Below are 24,524 nucleotides of genomic sequence, written 5' to 3' on the forward strand. Positions count from 1 at the left end.
GAACTCAAAATGGAGGAATGAAGCATGTCGGAAGAGAAAGAAAAGGCAGATCCGCAACATCAAGGACAGGGAAGCAGCATACTCAGCAGAAGGAAGATGCTGGCGTCATTGGGGATGGCGGGGGCAGCATTGGCCTCGATGGGTGTCGTAAACGGTACGATATCGAGGGCTTTCGCCGATTCTGCAGATAGTCGGACAAAAGTAAAAGATTTGATGCAGATGAATTTGGTCGTATCGACCACCATTGCAGAATTGCGTGCGCTGAATCACCCAGATCCGAATACCTTGTACTATGTGACGGACTCGGGTCAAGAAGGGATGTTCCAGGTGGATAGGTTGGATACCAGCTCAGCCGATAACTTAGGAACGATTCTCGTTTCCGTCTCAGGCGCTCGTTTCAAGAGAATTTTTGACGGGGGCGTTCATGTTAGCTGGTTTGGTGCAAAGGGGGACGGGGCAACGGACGATACCGACGCTATTCAAAATGCAGTTACTGCGCACAATACGATTGTATTTCCCGAACCGAAAGTCTCCTACCGGTCAAGACAATGGTTTATCCCGGATAACAAGACTCTGATAGGTATAGGCCGTAATGTGAAAATAGATTTGTTTGGAACACAATTCCCATACCTGGATATTGGGAGTCATACGTACATTGAAAATATCAAGTTTTATAGTTTACATGACGATTTGGAATGGAATCGTACGGATATCAGAAACCGAACGGACGTAACTCTCAAAAACTGCCATTTCGAGGGTTTCAGACACAATAGACCGCCGGCATTTGCCAATGCCTGGGGAATTCACTTGGTGGGATGCAGAAATATCCTGATCGAGAATTGTTCTTTCGAGAACAACACGCAATCCGATATCGCAATTACTCAAGACAATGAAAATCTGAGGATCATTAACGCAAGCGGGAGTGCCTTGCATCTGGATATGGAGCCCAATGATGCTACGCCCGTCAGGAACGTCTTAATTTCCGGGGGTAAGTATCATATCATCGACTTGCTTGAAGACGATATGCTGGGAATCAGCTGTAATGCGGTAAAAGTTGAAAATTGTATTATTGATACGCTTATTTACGATGGGGCGACGGTTGAGTTCAGCAACTGCGTGATTAATAACATAGAGGAACAACCGGTGTCCGTAGTTAACATGGGATGTGTCGATTTTCGCGATTGCGTGTCCATTGGCAAGAATTTGATCCCTGACCCGCATCTATTCAGTTTGAGTTATAGTAATGTTAATGCCTATTGGAATTTGGAATATTCGACAGTTCCTTTAGATCATTCGTATACGAGAATCAACGACACAACATATGGAAGGATGCTGCGTCTAAATCCAACTCATACCAACGGAGTCGTATTGGTAAAAAATGAAAAGGCCTTTGATATCGGTGAGGCCAAAAAACTCGTGCTTTTTTGCACTTCACGAGCGGTTCATGGGGGAGCAAACCAAGGCTGGACCGGAAGGCATATTGAAGTCTTTTACTTGAATGCTGCGGATGGAGAAATATCTTCGATAGAGTGCGCGCTCAATCGGGGTCCACGCGATACAACGACTGTTTTTAATACAGAAGGCATTGTTCTCACGCCGCCGGCCAATACGAAGAAAGTCAAAATAAGAATTAGGAACGGAAGTCAATACTCTACGAATTCCATAGATATTTCAACGGTTACTTTACATGAAATACGTTTCGTTCCCGGCAAAGAAGGTAAATCCGGCGATTATAAGGAACTGCATCGGATCATTGACGGCAAAATGAAATGGGATAAGGCTTTGGAGGCACCAAGAGCGGGTGTTTATTACACCAATTACGAGGTGGGAGATGAGGTTATGCTCCCTCCCCAAGCAGGCTCGCCGCTTGGCTATATTTGTACGCAGGCGGGTACTCCAGGAACATGGCAGCCTTATGGTAATATCGGCGGGAATGTTTGAGCTATGCGATAATTTATTTAACTAGTCACTGAAATTGAACCCTACTTTCCCAAGCATTGTGCTGGGTAGTAGGGTTTTTCTGATAAAAGGAGCCTTGGAACATATCCTTACCAGATGCCTCGGTTCTATATTTGAACTCCTGCAAGTTGCTAGAATCCGGGCACATCACAGGCGTTAAGGCAAGAAGTGGGTTTCACCTAAGCGCCTGCACATTTTTGCCCACTAACAAAGAAGGGAAACCGAAGAAGGAACATACGGAATGTGAAAGTATTCCTCGGTTTTTCCGCTACTTTTTTTCCCCGCCAGCTATGCTCTTGAATTCCCCCGGGTTGATGCCCTCGTATTTTTTGAACAAGCGCCGGAACGTAAGGTCGTTATCGAAGCCTACTTGCAGCGCCACCTCGCGAATCGTGAGCTCCCGCGCCAACAGCGTTTTGGACAGCTCGATTCTCCGTTTATTCAAATAGTCCACGAAATTGGTGCCGGTCTGATTTTTAATAAATCTGCTCAGGTAGGAGAGGGAGCTGCCGAACTGATCGGCCAGACTGGTCAGCGTCAAGTTGCGGTCGGTCAGATGCTCATGAATATAGGACAGCACCTCGTCTCGCAGGACCGTGTTTTTACTCTCCTTCTTGCGGATGATGATCTCGCATACATGTCGGAACAGCTCTTCAATGTAGCCCGTCATCTCGCTATACGTTTCCATATGAAGAAATTCGTCCATATGAAACGCTTGCTGAATATCGATGTTCAAGTCCTCGAGAGCTTTAAGCGCGCAAGCCGCCATGTTGTAGAATAAATTCCGGGCAACCGCGGGAGGAAGTGCGGCATTCGTAATATGGTTGTCCACGATTTCGTGGAACAACTTGATCGCCTCATCGTAATTGCCGAACCGGATAAAGTTGACCAAATGGTCTTCCTTCTCCGTACGATAATAATAAGCCGGCAGCGTAAAAGCGTCCTCGATCTCCTCATAGAAAATCACGGAGCTGTTCCCTCTTATGAATCTGTAGTCCAGCGCCGCGTTCGCTTCGCGATACGAGCTGCACAGCTCGTCCAAGCCTTTGCAGGTTTTGCCGACCCCTATTGCCTTGTAGGTAATACCGGCATTTTTGAATGCGCATACAATTTCTTCGATGCTTGGTTCAATCTGTTCTTTATAAGCGGAGTTGATCACGATGACTTTATGCTTCCCGCCGATATCGACAAAATAGACGGCGTTCTTCCGCTTGGACAGCTGCGCGATGACATCGTTCTGCACGTCCTCGGGAATCGCACGATCGGAGTCAAGGACAACGGATGCGCATGTAAAAAAGCTGTTATTATAGGTAATCTCCATAATCTCAAGCAGCTTGGAGCTGGATGGAGCAGGTTTGCCCTCTAACAGCTGAATAAAAAGTGAATTGCGCACGAGAGGCTTATAGATTTCGATGTCTTCCTTGGTCCTGTCTTCGTAATCCAGCATGGAATGAAGCGCTTTTTGCAAAAAGTTGAATTCGTTCGGACGCTTGCTTGCGCCGGGCATGTTCAGCATTCTCGGACTTATATCTTTTACGATGTTGGCAAGCGGCGTATAATTTCTAAGCGCCAAAATATAGGACACGATCAGCCCGGTCACCACCGACAGCACCGTGATCCATAAGGTAAGCGTTTTGATGCGGTTGACTTTGGCCATAGCCGTGCTTAGCGGGATCGTAGCGATAAAAGACCAATCGTTAACCGTCGAGTCCGACCGGATCGCAATATGATCGTCCCCGTTCGGCGACTTCAGATTCGCGATACTCCCCTCCAGGAGAGAGGGTTGCTTTGCATTTTGCACGGTCAACAGCTTCTTCATCTCGTCATCCGCATTGATTCCCGTAACGTATCGGCCGTCCCGGTCGATGACGTACAAGCTGCCGCTGTCCGAAATCGTACTGATATTCAAGCTGTCCTTCAGCGTATTTTCATCGATAAAAGCAAGGAATGTAGCCTTGAAATCTTTATCTACCATGGGAAGAGATTGCATATATGCGAGCAGTTTCCGCGGCTGCTTGTACGTAAGAACCTGGGCCGGATATTTCATGGCGGCGAAATTACGCTCGGCAAGAAGAACGCTCCAGTAATCTGCCGTTAACCCGTCATAATAGAATGCGTCGTCAAAGAACGAAGATAGGGAATGCTTGCCTTGGCTTGAGAGGACCAGATCCTTCTCGCGGAAAAAGATGGCCATATCGGTTACGAATCCGTTGATGCCCTTGAGCGTGATTAAATCGTTCATATAATAATTGAATGCGAAAGGATTGATAGCGTTATAGTCAACCGTATTCCCTCGCATATACATGATTTTCTGAACCCACTGCAGCTCGGAAATGTGCGCGGACAGAACATGCAGGGATTCCATTTTGGCGTCGACATTTTTGGCTGCGTCATGTACGGCGTTTAAGTAAGTTTTCTCCGTCTGCGTCTTGACGATGTCGAATGTCAAAGCGTAAATGATGACGCCTAGAATCATGAAAGGAACCGTAAACACAATGACGTAGGACATAAGGAATTTGGTAAAGACGGAGCTTTTGATTCCAGGCAGCGAGGGAAGCTTTAGCAAAAAGATATCTCCTTTCATTCGGAGGTACAGCCTGGTCGGACTGAAGAAGGAAACCGGCACGGCTCTTCGTGGCTCTCTTATATTTTGCAGGCATTCAAGAGCTTCAGGCGTGATCATAACACAAAACCTATGCCGGAGGAAGTAGCTGCAGCGCGCGAGAGGCGACATGTAAAAAGGTGATCTGCCTCGAAAAAATTGTATATCGCGGTCGGCGGCTCGGATATGCATCATTAATAAGGGGTGTACAAGGAGTGCGTCTGCTTGAAAAAAATGAACGTTCTCCAATGTAAAAAAAGGGATGCCTCATCCCGATCTTGAGCGTTGATTGGGCACACCCTGCGGCGGCATAGTGGAGGTAGGATCAATTCCAAACGCAGGGCTACAGCAGAGACAAAGTAAAGCCAATCGTTTGGAAGCGACTAAGGCATAGTAGGAGGGTTCATATGTATAGAAAGCGTTTTAGCAGGGGGATATGCGCAGCGGCAGCGATGGCGCTTTTGATCGCGGGCTGCCAAAGCCAAAGCAATCAGGGACAGCAATCGAGCGCGGCTCCGGAGTCAGGCAAGACGTCGTCCAGCCCGTCAACAGGAAGCCAGACGAAAGATTACACGCTTCCGCTCGTTACGGACGGCTCGGTGACGCTGACGATCGGCTCGGAAGATAACGGCTACACGCCGGCAAGCTACACCCAGAACCTGCCCATCTGGAAAGCGATTGAAGAAAAAACGGGCGTCAAAATCAAGTGGGATGTCGTGCCCGTTGCGCAATACGTCCAAACGATGAATGTGCGGCTCGCTTCGATGTCTAACGTGCCGGATTTGCTCGTCGTTCCGGGCGATCCGGTCAAATTCGGGACGGACGGCGTACTCGAGCCGCTTGAGAAGCTGATTGAAGAGCATGCGCCGAATATGCGGAAGTTTTTCGCAGAGAACCCGGACATCTACAATTTGCTGAAAGCGCCGGACGGCCACGTCTACTATGTCTCCAGCGTTGTAACCGGAACGAACTTGTCCGATCCCGGCGGTTTTATGATCAGGAAAGACTGGCTCGACAAGCTGAATTTGCAGGAGCCGAAAACGATCGACGAGTGGTATTCCGTGCTGAAAGCGATCAAGGACGGAGATCCGAACGGAAACGGCAAGAAGGACGAGATTCCGCTGGTGCTTCCGCTTAAAGCCGTAGCCCAATTTTTTGGTGACGCATGGGGACTGCATCTTGTGTTCAGCAGCGGATTCTGGCCGGACGACAAAGGAAAAATTCAGAGCGAGTGGCTGGACCCAAGAGCCAAAGAAATGGTCGCATGGCTGAACAAGCTGTACAAAGAAGGCTTGCTGGACCCCGACTTCCTGACTTCGTCCGACGATCAGCTTACGACCAAGATCACCAAGAATGTCGTCGGCTCAACCCGCGCGTTCGTCAACCGGATCGTGCAATACGACAAGAACGTCCAGGCGGCAGGCGTAAGTGGCGTCAACTGGATTGCGGTCAAGCCGCCGCAAGGTCCTAACGGCTACAAAGGCCATACGGAGAAATACGGACCGATCAGCGGATACTTCGGCATGAGCGCACAGTCCAAAAATAAGGAAACGGCGATCAAGTGGCTGGATTACGTGTATGCGAGCGAGGAAGGCAACCGCTTTACGACGTTCGGCATCGAAGGCAAGAGTTATGTCATGGAGAACGGGGAGCCCAAGTTTACCGACTACATTCTCAAAAATCCGGACGGCTTAAACTCGATGAATGCATTGCGCACGCTGGGAGCTGCGCCGCGGCTGCCGTGGATACGCCACGACAAGGGGCCGTTGTCCAAACAGCCGCCGCAAACGATTGCCCTCGAGCCGAAGCTGCAGAAGGCGGCCGAGCAAATTTTGCCGACGATCATCGACCCGATTCCATTCGAGTATATTTCGATGACGCCGGAGGAAGCTTCGAAATTCAAGCCGCTTAACGCGGATTACCAGTCGAAGCTGGACGAAGGACTCGCCAAGTTTATTGTCGGCAGCGACGATATTGAGAAGAACTGGGATACATTTACCAAGGAACTGAAAGACCTGGGCGTCGACGAGATCGTGAAGATCAGACAGCAGCAATACGACAGGTACAAAAAACAATGACTAACAAGACGGGGAGTTTATGGGTCTGTTCCGATTCGGGCACAGGCTCCCCATTCCAACGGGAGTGAGCGTTGTGACAGCCAAAGCACAATATGCGGCGCTGATTGAGGCGGACGGCAAGAAGGGACGGCTTCGACGGCTGAGCATGCACATGAAGCGTGATATGTTTCTGCTGCTGCTGATCTCGCCGGTTCTGGTTTACTATATCATTTTTCACTATTTGCCCATGTACGGAGTCATCATCGCCTTCAAGGATTATTCGCCGGTCAAAGGGATATTGGGAAGCCCGTGGGTCGGACTCCAATGGTTCGAGCAGTTTTTCAATTCGATTTACGCCGCCCGCGTGATCAAAAACACGGTGCTGCTTAGCGTTTACGGGCTGCTGTGGGGATTTCCCATCCCGATTCTGTTCGCCCTGCTGCTGAATGAATTGAAGAACGGAATCTTCAAGAGGGTTGTGCAGACGACGAGCTATCTCCCTCATTTCATTTCGGTTGTCGTCATCGGCGGGATGATTATCAGCTTCCTGTCGCCTGTCGAAGGTGTCGTCAACATCCTTCTGGCGAAGCTCGGCTTCGCTCCGATCAATTTTTTGAGTATACCGGACTGGTTCAGGACGATCTATATCGGCTCCGACGTGTGGCAGAGCTTCGGCTGGAATTCGATCATTTACCTGGCTGCAATCACTTCGATCGATCCGTCGCTCTATGAGGCGGCCAAAATGGACGGCGCCAAGCGATGGCAGCAAATTTGGTATATTACGTTGCCGGGCATACGCTCGACGATCATTATCCTGCTCATCATGAATATGGGGCATATCATGAACGTCGGTTTCGAAAAAATCATCTTGCTCTACAATCCTTCCACTTATGTCGTTTCGGACGTCATTTCGACCTTCGTCTACCGAAGAGGACTTGAAGGAGCGGAATACGGCTTCGCCTCCGCTGTAGGATTGTTCAACTCGGCAGTCAATTTCGCGTTGCTCGTTACGGTGAACCGCATCAGCAGAAAAACATCGGGCATCGCTTTATGGTAAGGAGAAATAGCTTATGAAGTTACAGCGGTCATTCGGCGAGAAGTTATCGGATGCGGCAATCGTTATCTTCAATCTTCTGGTTGTTGCCGTCACCTTGTATCCGTTCCTTTACGTCGTCAGCATGTCGATCAGCGATCCGGTTTATGCGATGCGGCAGGAGGTTTTCCTGTTTCCCAAAGGCTTCTCCACAGAAGCGTACAAAATCGTATTTGAAAATCCGGACATATGGAAGTCCTACTACAATACGGTCTGGTATACGGTTGTCGGGACGACGATTAGTGTCGTGCTGACAGCGGCAGCCGGCTACGTCCTATCACGGAAAGGCTTTTTCGCGAGAACGCCGATTATGTTCTTTATCGCCTTCACGATGTTTTTCAGCGGGGGTCTGATTCCAATCTTCCTGATCGTGAACGGGCTGGGGTTATACGATACGCGTTGGGCCATAGTTTTGCCGGGGGCCGTGGGCGCTTTCTATATCATTATGGCGCGTACTTTTTTCGAGGGCATTCCGGAAAGCCTGCAGGAGTCGGCGAAAATTGACGGAGCGAACGAGATGAGAATTTTGGTCTCGATCATGCTCCCGCTATCCAAGCCAATCCTTGCCGTCCTTGTGCTGTTTTATGCGGTAGGCTACTGGAACAGCTATTTTGCAGCTTTAATTTATCTTTCGGATGCCAAATTGCAGCCGCTCCAGCTATATTTGTACAAAATTTTGGTTAAGCAGGAGGCGTCGCTGATGGAGGGGATGAATGACCACTTCGAGAGAGCGCTGGTAGGCGCGCAAATCAAGTATGCTGCGATTATTGTAGCGATTTTGCCAATCATTTTTATTTACCCGTTTCTGCAGCGATTTTTTGTGAAAGGCGTCATGATCGGGGCTGTCAAAGAATAGAGACGCCCTAGGCGCAAAGGGTGTTGGACGTACCTCATCACTCCGTCCTTGGTCAGCGGTTCTACCTGGTGGGACAACAGGAACCGCTGCGCCAGCGGGCGATTATGGTTCCGTGTTAGCCGGTCTTTGGAGCTGTTAATCGAAACTTTTGGGATGAAATGTAAACGTATACATTTCGGGGTAGAGGTACGAAGTTGATGCGAACTATCATTTTATGGGAGGTTATTATTTTGAACAAGCTTCTTGGGAAGAGAATTGGCATTCTAACCTTAGTTGCACTGATTCTGGGCATCATTGCAAATGTTGGCGTCGGCAATGTTCAAAAGGTTAAAGCGAATGGAAACACGTACTACGTCTCGCCGAGCGGGAATGACGCGAATGCAGGGACCGAAAGCGCCCCATGGAAAACGCTTAAGAAAACGGCTGCCATGCTGCAGGCCGGCGATACGGCAATATTCGATGACGGGGAATATATCAGCAACACTACGATTACATTCGCCAACAATGGAGCAGCAGGAGAGCCAATTACGATCAAAGCCAAGAACAAACATATGGCCAAACTGTCGTTTACCGGTTTGCTTGCACAAAGTAAAATCGTGTTGACCAATAAACAGTACATTGCGATACAGGATTTTGAAATTACCCAGCCTGTCAAAGGAACAACGAGTGCGGATATCTTCATCGACATCAAAGATTGCGGCAACTGCATCATCAGTGGAAATTCCATCCACAATGCGAGTGGGAAAGCAGTACAAGGATTGAAAGGCGATAATCTCAAGGTTATCGATAATACGATTTATAACACGACCGCTACTGCCGTTGTCTTGGCAAACATGGATCGGCCGGTCATCGCCAATAATGAAATCAGTGAAACCAATAATGCGATACTGGTAGCGGCGGGTACCCGAAGCGCTCAAATTTACAATAACTACATCCATGCCGTTAATGCCCCGATGACTCATGGAATCGTACTGGGAGGCAACTATCCCTCTTCGGTGGCCTATGATCCGAATGGATTTGAAGCCTATTATGCCTCGGCATGGAATAATATTGTGGTTGCCGAAACGCCTGGATTAATAGAGTATGCGCTTGTATTCTCCGGAAGCACGGACAGCGGTTTCTACCATAACGTAGTCGTCGATGCGAAGAATGGCGTTCGATTCTTGAATGGCGGCAGCGGCGGGTGGGTGCCAAAGCCTACGTCAACGAAGCTGTTCAATAACATTTTCACCGGGTGTACAGGGAATGCGCAGTCTTTGACCAACGCACCTGTCGGAAATGTGAGTGACTACAATCTATATAACAACTGTGCGAATGTCCCGATCGAGCCGAATGGAAGCAATGGCGATCCGAAATTTATCGATCACTTGAACGATTGGCGCTTGCAAGCGGACAGCCCTGCTCTCGGTCGGGGAACCGTGCTGAATATCACTGGGTTTTACGGTGAGACGATCGACGTATCGCTGGACTATGATGGGAAATTGAGATCCAATCCGGCGCATCTGGGCATTTATGCCGATGCCGCACCTGAAGTTCTATTTTTTGACGACTTTGAAAATGAGGCAAGTACCTGGAGTCCCGTCATGGGGAATTTATCTGTCATCGAGGAGGGTTCCGGAAATCACGTCCTTACGCAACCCGATGCCTCTTCTGCCAGTGGAGTAGCAAGATCTTATGCGGGTTCGATGGATTGGGAGAGTTACCGGTATGATGCGAAAGTAAAGTTTGATCATTTCTATCGTTCAACGGCCTGGTTAACTCTATATGCCAGATATTTGGATGCTAACAATTATTATCTGGTGGAAATCCAAGGCAGCCCTAATCAGGGTTATATCGGACTAAAGAAAAAGGTAAACGGCTTGGTCCTTCCCCTCCAGGAGAAGATCGGATGGTTTCCTTCTATCGGACAGTGGATGGATATGCAATTGCTGGTCGACGGTACTGATATTAAATTTTATGTCGATGGCCAGCTTGTGCTTAGCGGAACGGATTATGAGCTTACACACGGTGCGATTGCTGCAGCGATATACCAATCGAATACCTATATCGATGACGTCAAGGTAACGGAAATTACGAATCCTGCGGGCGGAGGACCAAGCAATCCCGGCGAGGGGAACGAGCCGGGAAGCACCTATTATGTTTCTCCTTCAGGATCCGACCTGAATCCGGGTTCCGAGTCCCGGCCGTGGAAGACGATGGCTAAGGCGGCCGAGACGGTCCAACGGGGAGACACCGTTATTTTTGAAGACGGCGTTTATCAAGAAACGAGACCGGTTGTATTTGCCAGAGGCGGAACCGAGAATGAGCGGATTGTGTTTAAAGCGCGCAATAAACATCAGGCGACCATTCAGTTTAACAATTTGCCGACAACGAAGCTCATGATCAGAGGGACGCCCTACATTACGCTGCAAGACTTTGACATTACTCAAAATACACGCGGAATCAATACAGGCGACATATTAGTAAGCGTGAGAGAAGGCGCGGATCACGTTCAAATTATCGGCAACAAATTCAGCAAGGCATTCGAAGAAGGCGTTAAAGGTTACCTTGTCCATGATCTTCTGGTCGAAGGCAATATCATCTCTGATATGACGCATGAAGCAGTCGATTTCGTCAATGTCCATTCCAGCACAATCCGCAACAATGACATTTCCGAGATAGGACGCGTAGGCTTGCTCGCTAAAGGCGGATCCAGCGATATCCAAATATACAACAACACGATTCGCAATCGCACGGTGAATATGTTTCTCGGAGCCATTTATTTGGGCGGACAGACCGATTCCGTATCGACGCTTGATTCCAGTGTCAATGGATATGAAGCGTGGAACTTGGCGGCTTATAACAATATTATCATTGCCGAAGAAGTCAATGGCGCTTCGACGATAGATAAAGGCATTATTTTTATGGGCAGCAAAGACAGTGCAGCCTATAACAACATCATATCGGGAGCCAATTATGGCGTTTATCTTGAAGCGCCGGTAAACACGATTCCGAATGTTGATTGGGATTGGAACCCGGATAACGTGAACCCTGTTTTCATGAATAACATAATCTTGAATTCGTCCAAAGAAGCGGTAAAGCTGGCCGGATCGAAGATGCCGATCAATTTGGCGCATGATTACAATTTATATGATGGAAACGCCGGGATGAATGGTAGCGGTGAGCTTCATGGCGTATATGCCGATCCATATATAGCGAGCTTGAGCGAAGGCGATTGGCATCTGAAAGAAGGCAGTCCTGCCATTGGCGCAGGCAAGGCAATCCCGGGATTTGTCCTGAAGGCCGGGCAAACGATTGATATTTCGGCCGATTATGATGGACTATCCAGAGGAACGGTTTGGGACCTGGGCGTTTACAGGCAAGGTACTTACGTTCCTAACGGCCCGACACCCGATACAGCCGCACCGGTATGGCCCAATGGCAGCGGGCTTAGCATATCGGACGTGACACAAACAAGCGTAAAGCTTCAGTGGCCGAGTGCAGAAGATAACGAAGGCGTAGAAGGTTATCATATCTACGTCGGTGAAAACAAGGTTAAAACCGTCAACGGTGCGGTGTACGAGCAAATCGTGAATGGGTTGTCATCTGCTACGGCATATTCGTTCAAACTAACGGCTTATGACGCAGCGGGGAACGAAAGTATGCCAGGCTTGATTGCAACTGCGACTACTTTACCGCCGATCGGCAGTGAACATGTAACTTCCTTGACGGCAACCGCAAGCTCGATCCAGTACGGAGAAACGGTTAAGGTCAGATACGGATTAAGCAGCGTCGCCGCGCAGGTGTATGCTCAGGATGTTACCGTGACCTACGATCCGGGATCGATGGAATTTGTTTCGGCGGCATCGGTCAAGGCCGGAGTCAGTTTGCTTGAAACCTCGGTAAATCCGAACGGAACCGTTCAATTGATTTTGGCCAGCGTGGGACCGGGCAACGAGATTACGGGGCAAGGAGACATTGTCGAACTCATCTTTAAAGGGAAGCGGGTGTCGCAGACGACGGCAAGCCGGATCAATATCACAGACGCTACATTGGCTAACGGTCATGGGATTGAATATGCTGCCGAGTTGTCCTCGCTAACCATTCAGGTTAACGCGAATCTTCCGGGTGATATCAACCAGGATAATAAAGTAACTGTCGGCGATTTGGCGATTGTGGCCGCGAATTACGGCAAAGATACGAGTAGTCCGGACTGGGAGCAAGTGAAGCATGCGGATTTGAACGGCGACGGCAAAATCGACATTGAGGATTTGGCGATAGTAGCCAGGAAATTCAAAAGGTAACATAAAGGCAGCCGAACAGGAGGAGGCCGCTTCTCCTCCTGTAAATACAGGCGGGTAAGTATCGAAGAAGGGGGAGCGGGAGGATCGTGCGTAGATCGATCATTTTATTTCTGCTCGTAATACTTTGTTTATCGGGGCGGTATACTGCAACGGCTAACGCAGGTGATGCTCCGGCTTTCCGGTTGGATGCAAGCAAACCGGCTGATGGAAAAGTCGTCATGACCCTAAGCGCGGCAAATATTCATAATATATACGGCTACGAGGCCAAGCTGTCCTATGATGCCGAGAGGCTTGAACTGATAGGCGCCGAACCCGGTCTGGACGGTTTCTTCGTACCCCCGATCGTGAAGAAGAACGAAATCGTCATCGCTCATACGAAAATAGGCGAAGTGCCTGGAGAAAGTGGAGATATCACGATCGGTACGTTGACATTCAAGCTCAAGAAACACGGGAAAGCTTCGATGAAGTGGGAAGCGATGAAAGTGGTCACCGATCAATTGCAGAGTAAGACGATTACAGTAGGAGTAAGCGCGTCTGCGGGTAAAGGCTTTGCGGATTTGGCCGGACACTGGGCTAGAGAAGATATTGAAATGCTTGTATTCGAGGGGATAATCGACGGGATGGATGAAGATTTTTTCGTGCCGGATGCTATGGTAACGAGAGCGCAATTCGCTGCTATGGTAGTACGGGCATTGAATCTGAATGAAACCTCCGTGCAAACTCCGTTTACCGATGTGCCGTTGGGATCTTGGTATCGGGATGTCATAAGCAGCGCTTACGCTGCGGGACTGGTCAAGGGGGTGACGGAAAGCAGCTTCGCACCGGATAAAGAGATTACGCGGGAACAAATGACTGTCATGATTATGCGGGCGGGTAAGTATGCTTCGGAAGGAAGTATAAAGGAAACGGGCTCAGAGGATTCGCTCTCTTTTGCAGATGCAAGCTCGATCAGCGATTGGGCGGTTAAGGATATTATAGCTGCCGTTCGAGCAGGAATCGTCAACGGCAGAACCGCCAATACATTCGCACCACAGGATCAGGCGACCAGAGCGGAAGCGGCTGTGATGATGAAGAGATTGCTATTCAAATAAAAGTTGATTAACGAGCCTGTCGGGTGTTCCCGACGGGTTTTTCTTTCACCGCTCGCATGTGACAAATCTCACACTCGCTTGAGGGGTCTTATGCTAGTGTAGGGGGAAGAAAAATGATCATGACAACTGGGGGGAGCGGCCATGGAAGATCAGCCTCTGTTGAAGGTCGAACAGCTTGCCCTGAAAAAGCACGCCATTTTCAAGCAAAGCCGCTTGAGGTATTTATCCCGGTCGATGCTCGCCAGCATGTTTATCGGTTTCGGCGTGATCGTCGCGTTTAAGACGGGCAATTATTTTTATTTGGAGCAGTCGCCCCTGACGTATCCGATGGCGGCAATCACGTTCGGAGCGGCGATCATTCTGATCTCCTACGGAGGCGGCGACCTTTTTACGGGGAATACGTTTTATTACAGCTTTGCCTCGCTGCGCAAGAAGATGAGCTGGATCGACACGGCAAAGCTTTGGGGAATGAGCTATGCGGGAAACATACTGGGGGCTGCGGTATTCGCTCTGCTTATCTATACGACGGGACTGTTCGACGATTCGTCCGTAAACGGTTTTCTGCTCAGCGTCGTGGAGAAGAAAATGCATACGCCGGCATCGGAATTATTTTTCAGGGGAATTCTTTGTAACTGGCTCGTTTGCCTCGCGTTTTTCGTGCCGATGTCCTTCAAGGAAGACGGGGCCAAAATGTTCGCCATGATGCTGTTCGTCTTCTGCTTCTTCATCTCCGGTTACGAGCATAGTATTGCAAACATGTGCACATTCGCGATCGCGCTGGTGCTGCACCATCCCGGGACGATTTCTTTCGACGGCGTCATGCATAATCTTGTTCCGGTTACGCTGGGCAATCTGATTGGCGGAAGTGTTTTGATGGGCTTTATGTATTATTATGTGAATAAGCCTTTTATGAAAGAGATATGACAAGGGGGACGAGGACATGAAAAAAACGAGAATCGTCGTTATCGGAGCCGGAGCGGTCGGATCAACTACCGCGTATACGTTGCTGCTTAGGAACCGTGCTGACGAGCTTGTACTGATCGACGCCAACCATCAAAAAGCCGTCGGAGACGCGCTGGATATGAATCACGGGATGCCTTTTATCGGGGGCGGCAAGCTTTGGGCGGGCACGTACGAGGACTGTAAGGAAGCCGATATTATCGTTATCGCAGCGGGGGCCGCTCAGAAGGAAGGGGAATCCCGAATCGATCTGCTGAAGCGGAACGTTTCCATACTGGACGATATCGTCAGCGAGGTGTTGAAGCATAACGAGCACGGCATCCTGCTCATCGCCTCCAATCCCGTAGATATCATGAGCTATTTTACATGGAAAAAGTCGGATTGGCCGGTCCAGCGCGTCATCGGCTCCGGAACGCTGCTGGACAGCGCGAGATTCCGTTATTTGATCGGCAAACATTTAAACATCGATCCTCGCAGCGTGCATGCCCACATCGTCGGAGAACACGGAGACTCCGAGCTGCCGGTGTGGAGCCTGGCCAACGTAGCCGGAACGGAGCTGGATATCGCCGAAGAAGCCAAGGCGGACATTTTTGCGAATACGCGCGATGCCGCCTATCAAATCATAAGCGCCAAGGGCGCCACCTATTATGCGATCGCGCTTGCGCTCGACCGGATTTGCACGGCGATTTTGCGCGACGAAGGCGCGGTACTGAACGTATCCACGCTGCTTGACGATTATCACGGCATCTCCGACGTTTTCCTCGGCGTGCCTTGCATCGTTGACCGTCAGGGCGTGAGAGAGGTGCTGAAGCTGGACCTGTCCGCGGAAGAGAAGGAGCTTCTGCAGCGCTCCGCCGATAAGCTGAAGGGCTTGATCGGGTCGATAGCGATTGAGGATTAAGCTGCAGGCGTCGGGGGCTGCGAAGAGGCGTTTCTTCGTAATCGGGATAAGTATGTTGTGAAGACGGAACTTGCAGGAAGCGTAATGCGTCCAAAGACGCCATAGCCGTTCATCCTTGTCCAAAAGGGAAGACGATAAAGCAGATAAATGGGATTGCTTGACGGAATTGCGTAATCCGCCCCCCTATCCGGCTTTTCGTAGTATAATGTTCCTAACTACTTTTGGAGGATCTGGTATGACGCTAATTAAACAATTGCAGCAAGACGATGATTTTGTGGGATTTTATATCCTTAAGGAGTTGGCGGTTAAGCTGACCAACAATACGCCGCCTAAAGATTATTTCGATATTGTACTGGGAGATGCCAGCGGGCAAATTTCAGCCAAATACTGGGACGTATCGGCGACCGATAAAGAGACGTTTTTTCCGCTCGACCTAGTGAAAGTTCAAGGGGTCGTTCAATTATACAGGGAAAAGCTGCAGGTCAAAATCACGCGGCTGCGCAAAGCGACGGCTGCCGACGGGGTCACCATCACCGACTTTGTCCGGTCGGCTCCGCTTCAGCCGGTCGATCTCGTTTATACGATCAAGCAGGCGATGGAGAGCATTTCGGATCCGGAGATCAAGACGATCGTCGAGTACTGCGTGAAGAAGGTCGACGACAAGCTGATGCATGTTCCGGCAGCGAAGACGCATCATCATGCGTATTTTGCGGGGCTGGCCTACCATATTGTGCGGATGCTGGAGCTTGGGGAGTTCGTGTGCAAGCAGCGGCCTTTTCTCAATGCGGACATGGTGAAGGCGGGTATTATTCTGCATGATATCGCGAAGCCGGAGGAAATGATCTCGCAGCTCGGCATCGTTGCCGATTACAGCGTGCAAGGCAAGCTGGTCGGGCATATCGCGATGGCTTCGAATTGGATCATGGAAGCGGCGATCCGCAGCGGAATCGATCTCGATTCCCCGAAGGTGCTCGGGCTGCAGCATATGGTGCTGTCCCATCATAACCTCGGCGAATGGGGCAGTCCCGTCCAGCCGCAGACGGCTGAAGCGGTGGCGCTGCATCATATCGACGCGATCGACGCGAAGCTGCAAATGGTCGAGGATGCCCTCGACACCACGGCGGCGACGGAAGAGTGGACGCCGATGATCCGGGGACTTGAGAACAAGGCGATTTACCGGTTGAAGGTTTAACTGCAGCGATGAATAGAGAGTTTGCCCCGGCTGAAGCCGTGCGGCAGGCTCTTTTTTTTCGAATTGTCAGAAAATATATCCTCGGCTGATTGTTCCAATTCCCGGTAAACGTGCTCGTCCTTTAAAGGACGGCGAAGCCGTTTATCCTCGGTTGAGGACTTGGTGGCGCGGTGTGCTACAATATTTCGTAACAGTATGCTTAACTCAGCGGCATTTGTGAGCTTCGGTATTCGAAGCATTCCTTCGCCAAAGAAACCGCGATATAATGAAGGTAATCATATCTCGAGAGGGCAAAATTTATAGACCCTAAAGCGGAGATATCGGAAAGAAACGCCATGTTAGCTTAATGGGGGGAAGCCGATGGATTCCAGCGAGACTCAACCGGATGTACACCAGCCGCATGACAGCACTTACCGATTTTTATTATCGAGCAAAAAACTGTTTATCGAGCTTCTTCGCTCGTTCGTCCACCGAGGATGGGTCAAGCAGGTAGATGAAGCAAATATCGAAACCATTAACCAAACGTTCGTACTGCCGGATTTTAAACGCAAAGAAGCAGATCTGGTGTATAAGGTGCGCCTGAACGGGCGGGATATCATTTTTTTTTACTGATGGAGTTTCAATCCAAGGTCGATATGGAAATGCCCTACAGGCTCTTGCTGTATCAGGTTGAAATGTGGCGCTTACGCGGAACAGGGAAAAAGCAGACGGTAGAAAAACATTTTCCTTGCCGGCCATTGTCCCGATCGTGCTGTATAACGGAAGCCGTCCTTGGACGGCAAAACGCAGATTCAGGAAGCTGTTAGCCGGCGAAGAGGTGTTAATTGAGCGGCTGCGGAAGCAGGTTCATTAAAAATCTCAGAAAGTAACTCTCGGGGGATTGTTCGATTTCCCGCTAAACGCATCTGCCCCTTAACGGGCGGCGGGCCGTTTATCCTTAGCAGTTCCTTCCGATTGAAGGAAGAAGGGAGCAGCCATCATGAGTCTGGAAGAAAACCTGAAGGCAATCTGGAAAAAAGCGTTTGAAGATGGATATAAACAAGGAATCGAAACTTTCAAACAAAATTTCGAAATAGGAAGGCTCATGGAGAAGGAAGACATAGCGCGAAGAATGATCGGGATGGAAATGGACACTCAAGTGATTGTGGCCGCAACCGGGCTGTCAGAGGAAAAGGTTGGCCAACTGAGAGAAGTCAGGTTCTTGGACAAAAAGAGTTAACGCGATTTACAAATTCAGGGCTACCCGCTGCGCAGCCGATAAAAAATTGTTTATCCGGTAATAAAATCGATGATTTACAGGTGGCCTCACGTGCCGTATATATGAGTATAAGAGGCAGACTGGAATACACAATGAATGGGGGCCCCTCGGGCTCCCTTTATGTATTTATCGAAGATGAAGCGGCAGCTTTTGCATATGCCAAGCGGTTTACAAGAACGGATGCGGCAAGTACCATTCAAGATAGACATAACTCTGGAGGCTGGCACATGCGGAAAAATTGGTTCAACCGGCTGCTCTTGTCATATTTGCCCGTCTTGTTTGTGGTCAGCCTAAGCTTGCTGCTCATGACTTATTTAACGTTAAGCGAGATGGCCAAAAGATCGGCCGTCCGCGCCAACGAGCTGCTTTCGCAAAGCATCGTGCAAAAAATCGACGATGCGCTGATGAGCATCGATGAAATGATGATCAGGGAAATATTGGGGAACGACAAGCTGAAGTCGTTTTTTCATGACGACCGTCCGGAGGACAATCGGTATGACGATTACCAGACGGTTGCGGTTCTAAGGGGAATGATGGAGGAGAACCGGTTTATCGATTCGGTTTATTTGTATCGAGTTACCGGTCGGATGGTGCTTACGCCGTCGACCTTTACCGGAATCGATGATTTCGGCGACAAGGAGTTTGTCGGCAGGCAGCTCACAAGCTTGACTCCTCACCGCTGGCTGGGAACGAGATTGTACCGGGAGCAGCCGAACGGACAGCCGGTCAGCGTGATCAGTCTGGTGAAGTTCGCGAACCTTTCGGACAAGAGTATGATGGTCGTTAATGTCAGAACGGACAAAATAAGCGAGCTTATCCGAAAAATGTCCGATTCGAATTTGAATTTCGTAGAGCTGGTGGAAGCGAACGGGGAGCTGCTTGCCTCGAAGGATGCGCGGGAAGATGCAACGGAGCCGACAGACAAGCTTCAAAGCGGTGGCAAACCGCTTTCCTCCGTACAGTCGTCTTATACGGGATGGACCGTTCGCAGCGGTATGTACAGAGAGAATATCGTGGATTGGGTATCCTCCATGTTCTATCTATGGATCTCGCTAGGCTTCCTTGTCATTATTCTCGGCATTGTATGGCTTGTTTACGTGACGCGCCGCAACTATAAGCCGATCCGCAGCATAACCGACCGGATTGAGGATTACGCCAAACAGAAGCAGCAAAGCTTAAAGCGGGAAGACAAGGCGGATGAGTTCAAATATATCGAAACGGCAATCGAGGATTTGCTGGATCAATCGAGCCTGCTTCAGGAAGAGAACAAGGAAAATCTCGCTTACCGAAAACGGCATGTGTTCCTTGCGATGCTCGAAGGGGGGGCTTCCGCCCAAGGGGATAAATGGAAGGGCGAAATGAACAAGCTCGGGCTGGACGGTTCGTTCGGCGGCTATTTTGTCGTACTGATCGAGATGGACCGTTACGCCGAGTTTGCCGCTCAATTCAGCAGGCGGGATCAGTTTTTGCTCAAGCATGTGCTCAGCAAAGGGAATCAGGAGTTAGCGGACAGCGAGCCCGTGCAAGCATGGTCGGAGTGGGTCAATCCGTATCGTCTCGCGGTAGTTTATATGTTGGAAGACTGCGCTGCCGCCACTGGCTGGGAGCCTGCACCCGTCAGCGAGAAATTAAGGGCATGGGTTGAAGAGAACCTGACCTTTACGATTACGATCGGGATCGGTACCCTGCAAAAAGATATCGAGCATGTCCCGGAGTCGTACAGGCGGGCGGCTGATGCGCTCAACTACAAGTCGTCGCTCGGGACGAACCGGCTGATCGGATCGTCGGATTTGACCACGATGCCGCAAGGGGAGATGTTCAAGCAGCTTCATCTTATACGTGCGCTTTGCCAATCGTTCCGCTCCGGCGACAAGGAGTGGGAGAAGCTGTTTCATGACCTGCACGGCATGGTGCGAAGCCAGTTGTTCTCGCGCGACGATCTCGTCAGCCTGCTCAGTTATTTGATCCACCATCTGCATAAGGAAGTGATGGAGCTGCCCGCCGAGCTGCAGGACATTTGGAACAAAGGCTTTCACGACCGGCTGCATGAGATTGCAGAGCAGAAAGAGAACGTCGACGAAATCTTCGCAGAGTTTCGCGGGATTTTGGAGGAGGCCTCCGGGCAAATGCGGGATGTCCGGGAAAACCGGCACCATAACCAGTTGATTCATCACGTTAAAAAATACATCGGCGAAAATTATGCCAATCCGGATTTGTCGCTGGCCCATCTGAGCGATGAATTCGGCGTTAACGCCAGCTATTTAAGCCGTTTGTTTAAGGAGCAATTCGGCGAGAAGTTCAACGATTATGTAGCACAGGTCCGAGTGGAAAAGGCGGTCGAGCTGCTGAGAGAGACGGAGGAAACGGTCAACGACATCGCTGCAGCCGTCGGCTACACGCATACGCTGACGTTTATCCGCGTATTCAAAAAGCTGATGGGCAACACGCCGGGGAACTACCGCAAGGATATGGCGTAACCGGCAGAATTGGGCGTGATCGACCGCTCGCCGCCATGCGGCGCAATGCAATGTCGAGCAACTCGATCATTCGACGTCATCGACATAACGCAACGATGCTCAACCGACCGCATCGAAACGTCGCGAACGTCGATTGGGAGTTTCGTGCCGGTGCTCGGACACACATCGGCTGTCAAACCGCGCGCAGCGCGGTTTGCGGCAGCCAATCGAAATTTGTATACTGCGTAAAAAATCGTCTACGGACGACAGGGAGCTTGAACCGGCCGTTCCGTGACAGCAAGCGTGGACGGGCATTTCGGGCTTTTTGCATGCATGCGGATAAAGAATTGTTTATGCCGTGATAAAATCGGCGATATTCGGACGGCTGATGTCCGTGTTACTTTACTACCGAGCGGCAAATGAAATGCCGAGAGACAAATTAACGGGAGGGTTCACCTTGAAGCTCAGAATGAAATCGGTTGCAGCAGTATCCGCTTGCTTGATGCTTTCTTTAACGGCGCTTGGCTGCGCGAAGGAAGCGGATAAAAGCCCCGCATCTTCCGCAAGTCCCGCGGGAAGTCCGGCGGCCACTCAGACGAAGGAAGCGAACGTTTATCCGGAGAACGGGCTTTCGAAGGACAAGAAAGTGACGCTTAAGATCGGCTTTCACGAGGCGGGCATGGGCCGGGAATGGTTCGATTACGCGATGGACAGCTTTAAGAAGAAGTTTCCGAACGTCAGCTTCGAAGTCACCTATTCACCGAAAATCGCGGATGTTATCGGCACCAAAATATCCGCTAACAATGACAGCGATATGTTCGACATTTTTTCGACTGTGCTGCCCGGAGGGAACGCCGCGCAAATTCCGCTGGTCGAGAGCGGCAAAGTGGAGTCGCAGGAGGATCTCTGGGACCATAAGGTTTATGACGGAAACGGCAAGACGGTCAAAGACCTTGCGATAGCGGGTCAGTTTGAAGGAGCGTCGAGAATTCTCGGCAAGACGTATGCGCTTCCGACAGCGGGAACGACGACCGGCCTCTTCTTTAACAAAAATTTGTTTGAGAAGAACGGCTGGAATCAAAACCCGAAAACATGGGACGAGTTCGTCAAGCTGTGCGAAACGATCAAGGCGGCGGGCATCACGCCGATTACGACGCCAGGCATGTACCCGGATTATCTCAATTATTCGTTCGGCCCGTGGAAGCTGTTCGAGCTGGCGGAAATAAACGGCAATCTGAAAGCGTTCGAAGACGATTTCCGCAACTTCCGCAATGAATATACCGGCAAGGAAAGCGTAGAGCGGTGGAACCGCGTCTATGACCTCGGTAAGAAAGGCTTTTTCCCTGAAGGCATGGCCGCGTTAAATCATACGCAGTCCCAAATGCAGGTGCTGCAAGGCAAAGCGGCCATGGCTTCCACCGGCGCTTGGGTTCAGAACGAGATGAAGGATTCGACGCCCGCGGATTTCAAGTGGGGCTTTATGGCGGTGCCGATGGGCGACAAGCCGGACAGCGTGAAATATATTCGCGGTTCCTTCAGCAACGGCATGTTCATCTGGGCGGCGAAGCCCGATCTGAACAAGAAGTGGGCGAAAGAATTCCTTGTTTGGATGTGGAACCTGGACGTGCAGACGGTTATCGCGGATAAAGGCGGGCAGCTGTCGGTGCGCAAAGACTTTGCGGACGATCCGGCTCGGGCGGACAAAATCCAGGAGGTTTCGAAAGCGGTAGCCGAATACATCAAGAACAATAATGTCCAAACGGAAAGCGGCTTCCGCAACCTAACGCTGAGCGATCCAGCTTATGCGCAATCAATTAAGCTGATCAACGAAGCCATAAGCCAGATCGCTACCGGCAAGCAGGATCCGCTTCCGAAGCTGCAAGAGGCGCAGCAGTTGATCGACAAAGCGATTGCGGCCCAGAAAAAATAGCTTGACGGGGGAGGAAGGCGGCTTCCTCCCATTCTTTGCACAAGAAAGGAGCCGCAATACTTTGAGCGAGACGAACCGATTGACAAACCCAGCCTTGCCGGCGCCCAAAAAAGGGTGGATGCAAAAGTCGCGGAGCCAGAAGCGGATTTTCCTGTTTCTTGCGATTACGCCGGCATTCGGCGGCTATCTTTTGTTCACACTGTACCCGAATTTAATGTCCGTTTATTATTCCCTGCTAAACTGGAATGGCATTTCCGAACCGCAATTCGTCGGATTGCAAAACTACGTGACCCTGTTCCAGGACAAATACGTATGGCGGGCGCTGTACCATAACTTGATCTACATGATTTTCGTTCCTGCGCTCGTGATTATGATTTCCTTGCTGCTTGCCTATCTGTTAACGAATAAAAGCTATAAAGGAACGCCGATTTTTAAAGTGCTTTTCTTCTTCCCGAACGTGCTTTCGAGCGTTGTAGTCGCGCTTTTGTGGGCTTTCGTGTATGACGGCAGCTTCGGCCTGCTCAACTCGCTGCTTCGCCTTGTCGGCGTCAACATCGGGGAATTTTATTGGCTGGGCGACATCAGGACCGCGTTGTGGGCGATTATTCCTCCTTATGTTTGGGCGGGTGTCGGTTTTTATGTCGTTATTTTCATGAACGCGATGGTTACGATTCCGAAGTCGCTTTACGAGTCCGCCATTTTGGACGGAGCAACCCCCATGACCCGGTTGTTTAAGATAACGATTCCACTCATAATGCCGATTATTCGGGTAGGCGCACTATTTCTTGTGCTAGGCTCCTTGAAGGGCTTCGAGCATGTGCTGATTTTGACCAACGGAGGGCCCGCGGGTTCGACGGATGTAATCGGGCTGTACATGTTCAACCTGGCGTTCGGCGCCGAGTATCATAACTACGGCTACGCTTCCGCAGTGGGCATGTTCCTGTTCGTCGTGCTGGTTATCGCGAAATTCATAACGGACAAATATATGACGAACCGGTCCGTGGAGTATTGATTGCTGAAAGGATGAACGATTGTGACAGAAAGGCGTTCGGTTATCGACGTATTTTGGTGGACGGTGCTCGTGGTCTGCGCTTTGACGGTCCTGTTCCCGCTCGTATGGATTTTCTACCAGTCGCTGAAGACGAACCGGGAGTTTTTCCAGAGCGTGTGGACGTTGCCGGAGACGCTGAAATGGCTCAATTACAAGACGGCTTGGGTGAAGTACAATATCGGCTCCGCCCTGCTGAACACCTTGTACTATGTCGGCGCGAGCCTGATCATCGGCACATTCCTGACTACCGTGAACGCTTACGCGCTAACGCGGCTCGAATTTAAAGGCAGGAAGCTGATTTGGGGCACGATCATGCTTTCTTTGTTTCTGCCGGGCATCAATGCGCTGATACCGCAATATGTGCTTATGCGGGATCTTAACCTGACGAACAGCATCACAGGGCTGGTCATTCTGGACAGCTTCGGGGAAAGCGTGTTTTTCCTGCTGCTGCTGGGCGGTTTCATGCAGGCGCTGCCGAAGGAGCTGGAGGAGAGCGCATTTATGGACGGAGCCTCCTTGTTTCAGGTGTTCCTGCGGATTATCGTGCCGCTTTCGGCGCCGGGGATCGTAACGGTGGCGATTTTCAAGTTTCTTAGCTTGTACAACAACTTTCTGGGGCCGTTCATCTATTTGAGCGACCAGAAAAAATATACGATCGGCGTCAATATGTATCAAGCCAATCAAATGATGCAGTATACGTCGGATTGGGTGACCTTGTTCGCCGGCGTGCTGATCGCGATGATTCCGTCCGTGTTCATGTTCGTCTTCTTCCAGAGATGGATTATGGAAGGGGCTACGCTCGGGGCGGTCAAAGGTTAGCTTATGCTGCCGCAAA

The 24,524-nt window shown here is 50.3% G+C and carries 17 protein-coding genes; 16 read left to right on the top strand and 1 reads right to left on the bottom strand.

The annotated features are described in order from the left end of the window. The first annotated feature begins 24 nt into the window (after nucleotides 1–24). Nucleotides 25–1,941, top strand: coding sequence for a glycosyl hydrolase family 28-related protein (locus tag DQG23_RS25990; RefSeq protein ID WP_113033955.1), 1,917 nt, complete (start codon nucleotides 25–27; stop codon nucleotides 1,939–1,941). A gap of 286 nt (nucleotides 1,942–2,227) precedes the next feature. Here the strand turns inward: DQG23_RS25990 and DQG23_RS25995 are convergent, their stop codons facing one another. Beyond that, the gene (locus DQG23_RS25995; protein ID WP_158560690.1) at nucleotides 2,228–4,525 is read right to left on the bottom strand and encodes a helix-turn-helix domain-containing protein; all 2,298 of its coding nucleotides are present in this window, start codon (nucleotides 4,523–4,525) and stop codon (nucleotides 2,228–2,230) included. Between the two features lie 443 nt (nucleotides 4,526–4,968). On the opposite strand from DQG23_RS25995, the gene DQG23_RS26000 reads away from it, so the two are divergent. The 15 genes from DQG23_RS26000 (at nucleotide 4,969) to DQG23_RS26075 (ending at nucleotide 24,508) form a co-directional block, all read left to right on the top strand. Continuing rightward, on the top strand, nucleotides 4,969–6,639 hold the full coding sequence (locus DQG23_RS26000; protein WP_113033957.1) for an extracellular solute-binding protein: 1,671 nt from the start codon (nucleotides 4,969–4,971) through the stop codon (nucleotides 6,637–6,639). A 145-nt stretch (nucleotides 6,640–6,784) separates the two neighbouring features. Beyond that, the gene (locus tag DQG23_RS26005; RefSeq protein ID WP_113034002.1) at nucleotides 6,785–7,675 is read left to right on the top strand and encodes an ABC transporter permease; all 891 of its coding nucleotides are present in this window, start codon (nucleotides 6,785–6,787) and stop codon (nucleotides 7,673–7,675) included. Between the two features lie 13 nt (nucleotides 7,676–7,688). Further along, nucleotides 7,689–8,567 (top strand): carbohydrate ABC transporter permease, encoded by an 879-nt coding sequence (locus tag DQG23_RS26010; RefSeq protein WP_113033958.1) that lies wholly within the window; start codon nucleotides 7,689–7,691, stop codon nucleotides 8,565–8,567. A gap of 230 nt (nucleotides 8,568–8,797) precedes the next feature. Continuing rightward, nucleotides 8,798–12,850, top strand: a complete 4,053-nt coding sequence (locus tag DQG23_RS26015) for a right-handed parallel beta-helix repeat-containing protein (RefSeq protein WP_158560691.1) — start codon at nucleotides 8,798–8,800, stop codon at nucleotides 12,848–12,850. Nucleotides 12,851–12,936: 86 nt separating this feature from the next. Then, nucleotides 12,937–13,941, top strand: coding sequence for an S-layer homology domain-containing protein (locus tag DQG23_RS26020; RefSeq protein ID WP_113033960.1), 1,005 nt, complete (start codon nucleotides 12,937–12,939; stop codon nucleotides 13,939–13,941). Nucleotides 13,942–14,082: 141 nt separating this feature from the next. After that, the gene (locus DQG23_RS26025) at nucleotides 14,083–14,865 is read left to right on the top strand and encodes a formate/nitrite transporter family protein (protein ID WP_113033961.1); all 783 of its coding nucleotides are present in this window, start codon (nucleotides 14,083–14,085) and stop codon (nucleotides 14,863–14,865) included. A 16-nt stretch (nucleotides 14,866–14,881) separates the two neighbouring features. Further along, nucleotides 14,882–15,802, top strand: a complete 921-nt coding sequence (locus DQG23_RS26030) for an L-lactate dehydrogenase (protein WP_113033962.1) — start codon at nucleotides 14,882–14,884, stop codon at nucleotides 15,800–15,802. A gap of 235 nt (nucleotides 15,803–16,037) precedes the next feature. Beyond that, nucleotides 16,038–16,994, top strand: coding sequence for a 3'-5' exoribonuclease YhaM family protein (locus DQG23_RS26035; RefSeq protein ID WP_113033963.1), 957 nt, complete (start codon nucleotides 16,038–16,040; stop codon nucleotides 16,992–16,994). Between the two features lie 360 nt (nucleotides 16,995–17,354). Further along, the gene (locus DQG23_RS43475) at nucleotides 17,355–17,606 is read left to right on the top strand and encodes an Rpn family recombination-promoting nuclease/putative transposase (protein WP_113033964.1); all 252 of its coding nucleotides are present in this window, start codon (nucleotides 17,355–17,357) and stop codon (nucleotides 17,604–17,606) included. Between the two features lie 136 nt (nucleotides 17,607–17,742). Next, nucleotides 17,743–17,847, top strand: coding sequence for a hypothetical protein (locus tag DQG23_RS43820; RefSeq protein WP_420330255.1), 105 nt, complete (start codon nucleotides 17,743–17,745; stop codon nucleotides 17,845–17,847). 126 nt (nucleotides 17,848–17,973) lie between these two features. Then, a complete protein-coding gene (locus tag DQG23_RS26050; protein ID WP_113033966.1) occupies nucleotides 17,974–18,213 on the top strand; it encodes an RpnC/YadD family protein in 240 nt (79 codons plus the stop codon). 266 nt (nucleotides 18,214–18,479) lie between these two features. Next, nucleotides 18,480–20,729, top strand: coding sequence for a helix-turn-helix domain-containing protein (locus DQG23_RS26055; RefSeq protein ID WP_158560693.1), 2,250 nt, complete (start codon nucleotides 18,480–18,482; stop codon nucleotides 20,727–20,729). A 436-nt stretch (nucleotides 20,730–21,165) separates the two neighbouring features. Then, nucleotides 21,166–22,638: an ABC transporter substrate-binding protein gene (locus DQG23_RS26065; RefSeq protein ID WP_238178030.1), complete on the top strand. Its 1,473-nt coding sequence runs from the start codon at nucleotides 21,166–21,168 to the stop codon at nucleotides 22,636–22,638. 61 nt (nucleotides 22,639–22,699) lie between these two features. After that, complete coding sequence (locus DQG23_RS26070; RefSeq protein ID WP_113033969.1) at nucleotides 22,700–23,650, top strand: carbohydrate ABC transporter permease; 951 nt, start codon at nucleotides 22,700–22,702, stop codon at nucleotides 23,648–23,650. Nucleotides 23,651–23,671: 21 nt separating this feature from the next. Next, nucleotides 23,672–24,508, top strand: coding sequence for a carbohydrate ABC transporter permease (locus DQG23_RS26075; RefSeq protein ID WP_113033970.1), 837 nt, complete (start codon nucleotides 23,672–23,674; stop codon nucleotides 24,506–24,508). The last annotated feature ends 16 nt before the right edge of the window (nucleotides 24,509–24,524 follow it).

Source organism: Paenibacillus contaminans (assembly GCF_003285015.1).
Classification (GTDB): domain Bacteria; phylum Bacillota; class Bacilli; order Paenibacillales; family NBRC-103111; genus Paenibacillus_V; species Paenibacillus_V contaminans.

Coding starts and splice junctions, on each gene's coding strand:
- DQG23_RS25990 (WP_113033955.1), top strand. CDS start 25: ATGTCGGAAGAGAAAGAAAAGGCAGATCCGCAACATCAAGGACAGGGA.
- DQG23_RS26000 (WP_113033957.1), top strand. CDS start 4,969: ATGTATAGAAAGCGTTTTAGCAGGGGGATATGCGCAGCGGCAGCGATG.
- DQG23_RS26005 (WP_113034002.1), top strand. CDS start 6,785: ATGCACATGAAGCGTGATATGTTTCTGCTGCTGCTGATCTCGCCGGTT.
- DQG23_RS26010 (WP_113033958.1), top strand. CDS start 7,689: ATGAAGTTACAGCGGTCATTCGGCGAGAAGTTATCGGATGCGGCAATC.
- DQG23_RS26025 (WP_113033961.1), top strand. CDS start 14,083: ATGGAAGATCAGCCTCTGTTGAAGGTCGAACAGCTTGCCCTGAAAAAG.
- DQG23_RS26030 (WP_113033962.1), top strand. CDS start 14,882: ATGAAAAAAACGAGAATCGTCGTTATCGGAGCCGGAGCGGTCGGATCA.
- DQG23_RS26035 (WP_113033963.1), top strand. CDS start 16,038: ATGACGCTAATTAAACAATTGCAGCAAGACGATGATTTTGTGGGATTT.
- DQG23_RS43475 (WP_113033964.1), top strand. CDS start 17,355: ATGGATTCCAGCGAGACTCAACCGGATGTACACCAGCCGCATGACAGC.
- DQG23_RS26050 (WP_113033966.1), top strand. CDS start 17,974: ATGAGTCTGGAAGAAAACCTGAAGGCAATCTGGAAAAAAGCGTTTGAA.
- DQG23_RS26055 (WP_158560693.1), top strand. CDS start 18,480: ATGCGGAAAAATTGGTTCAACCGGCTGCTCTTGTCATATTTGCCCGTC.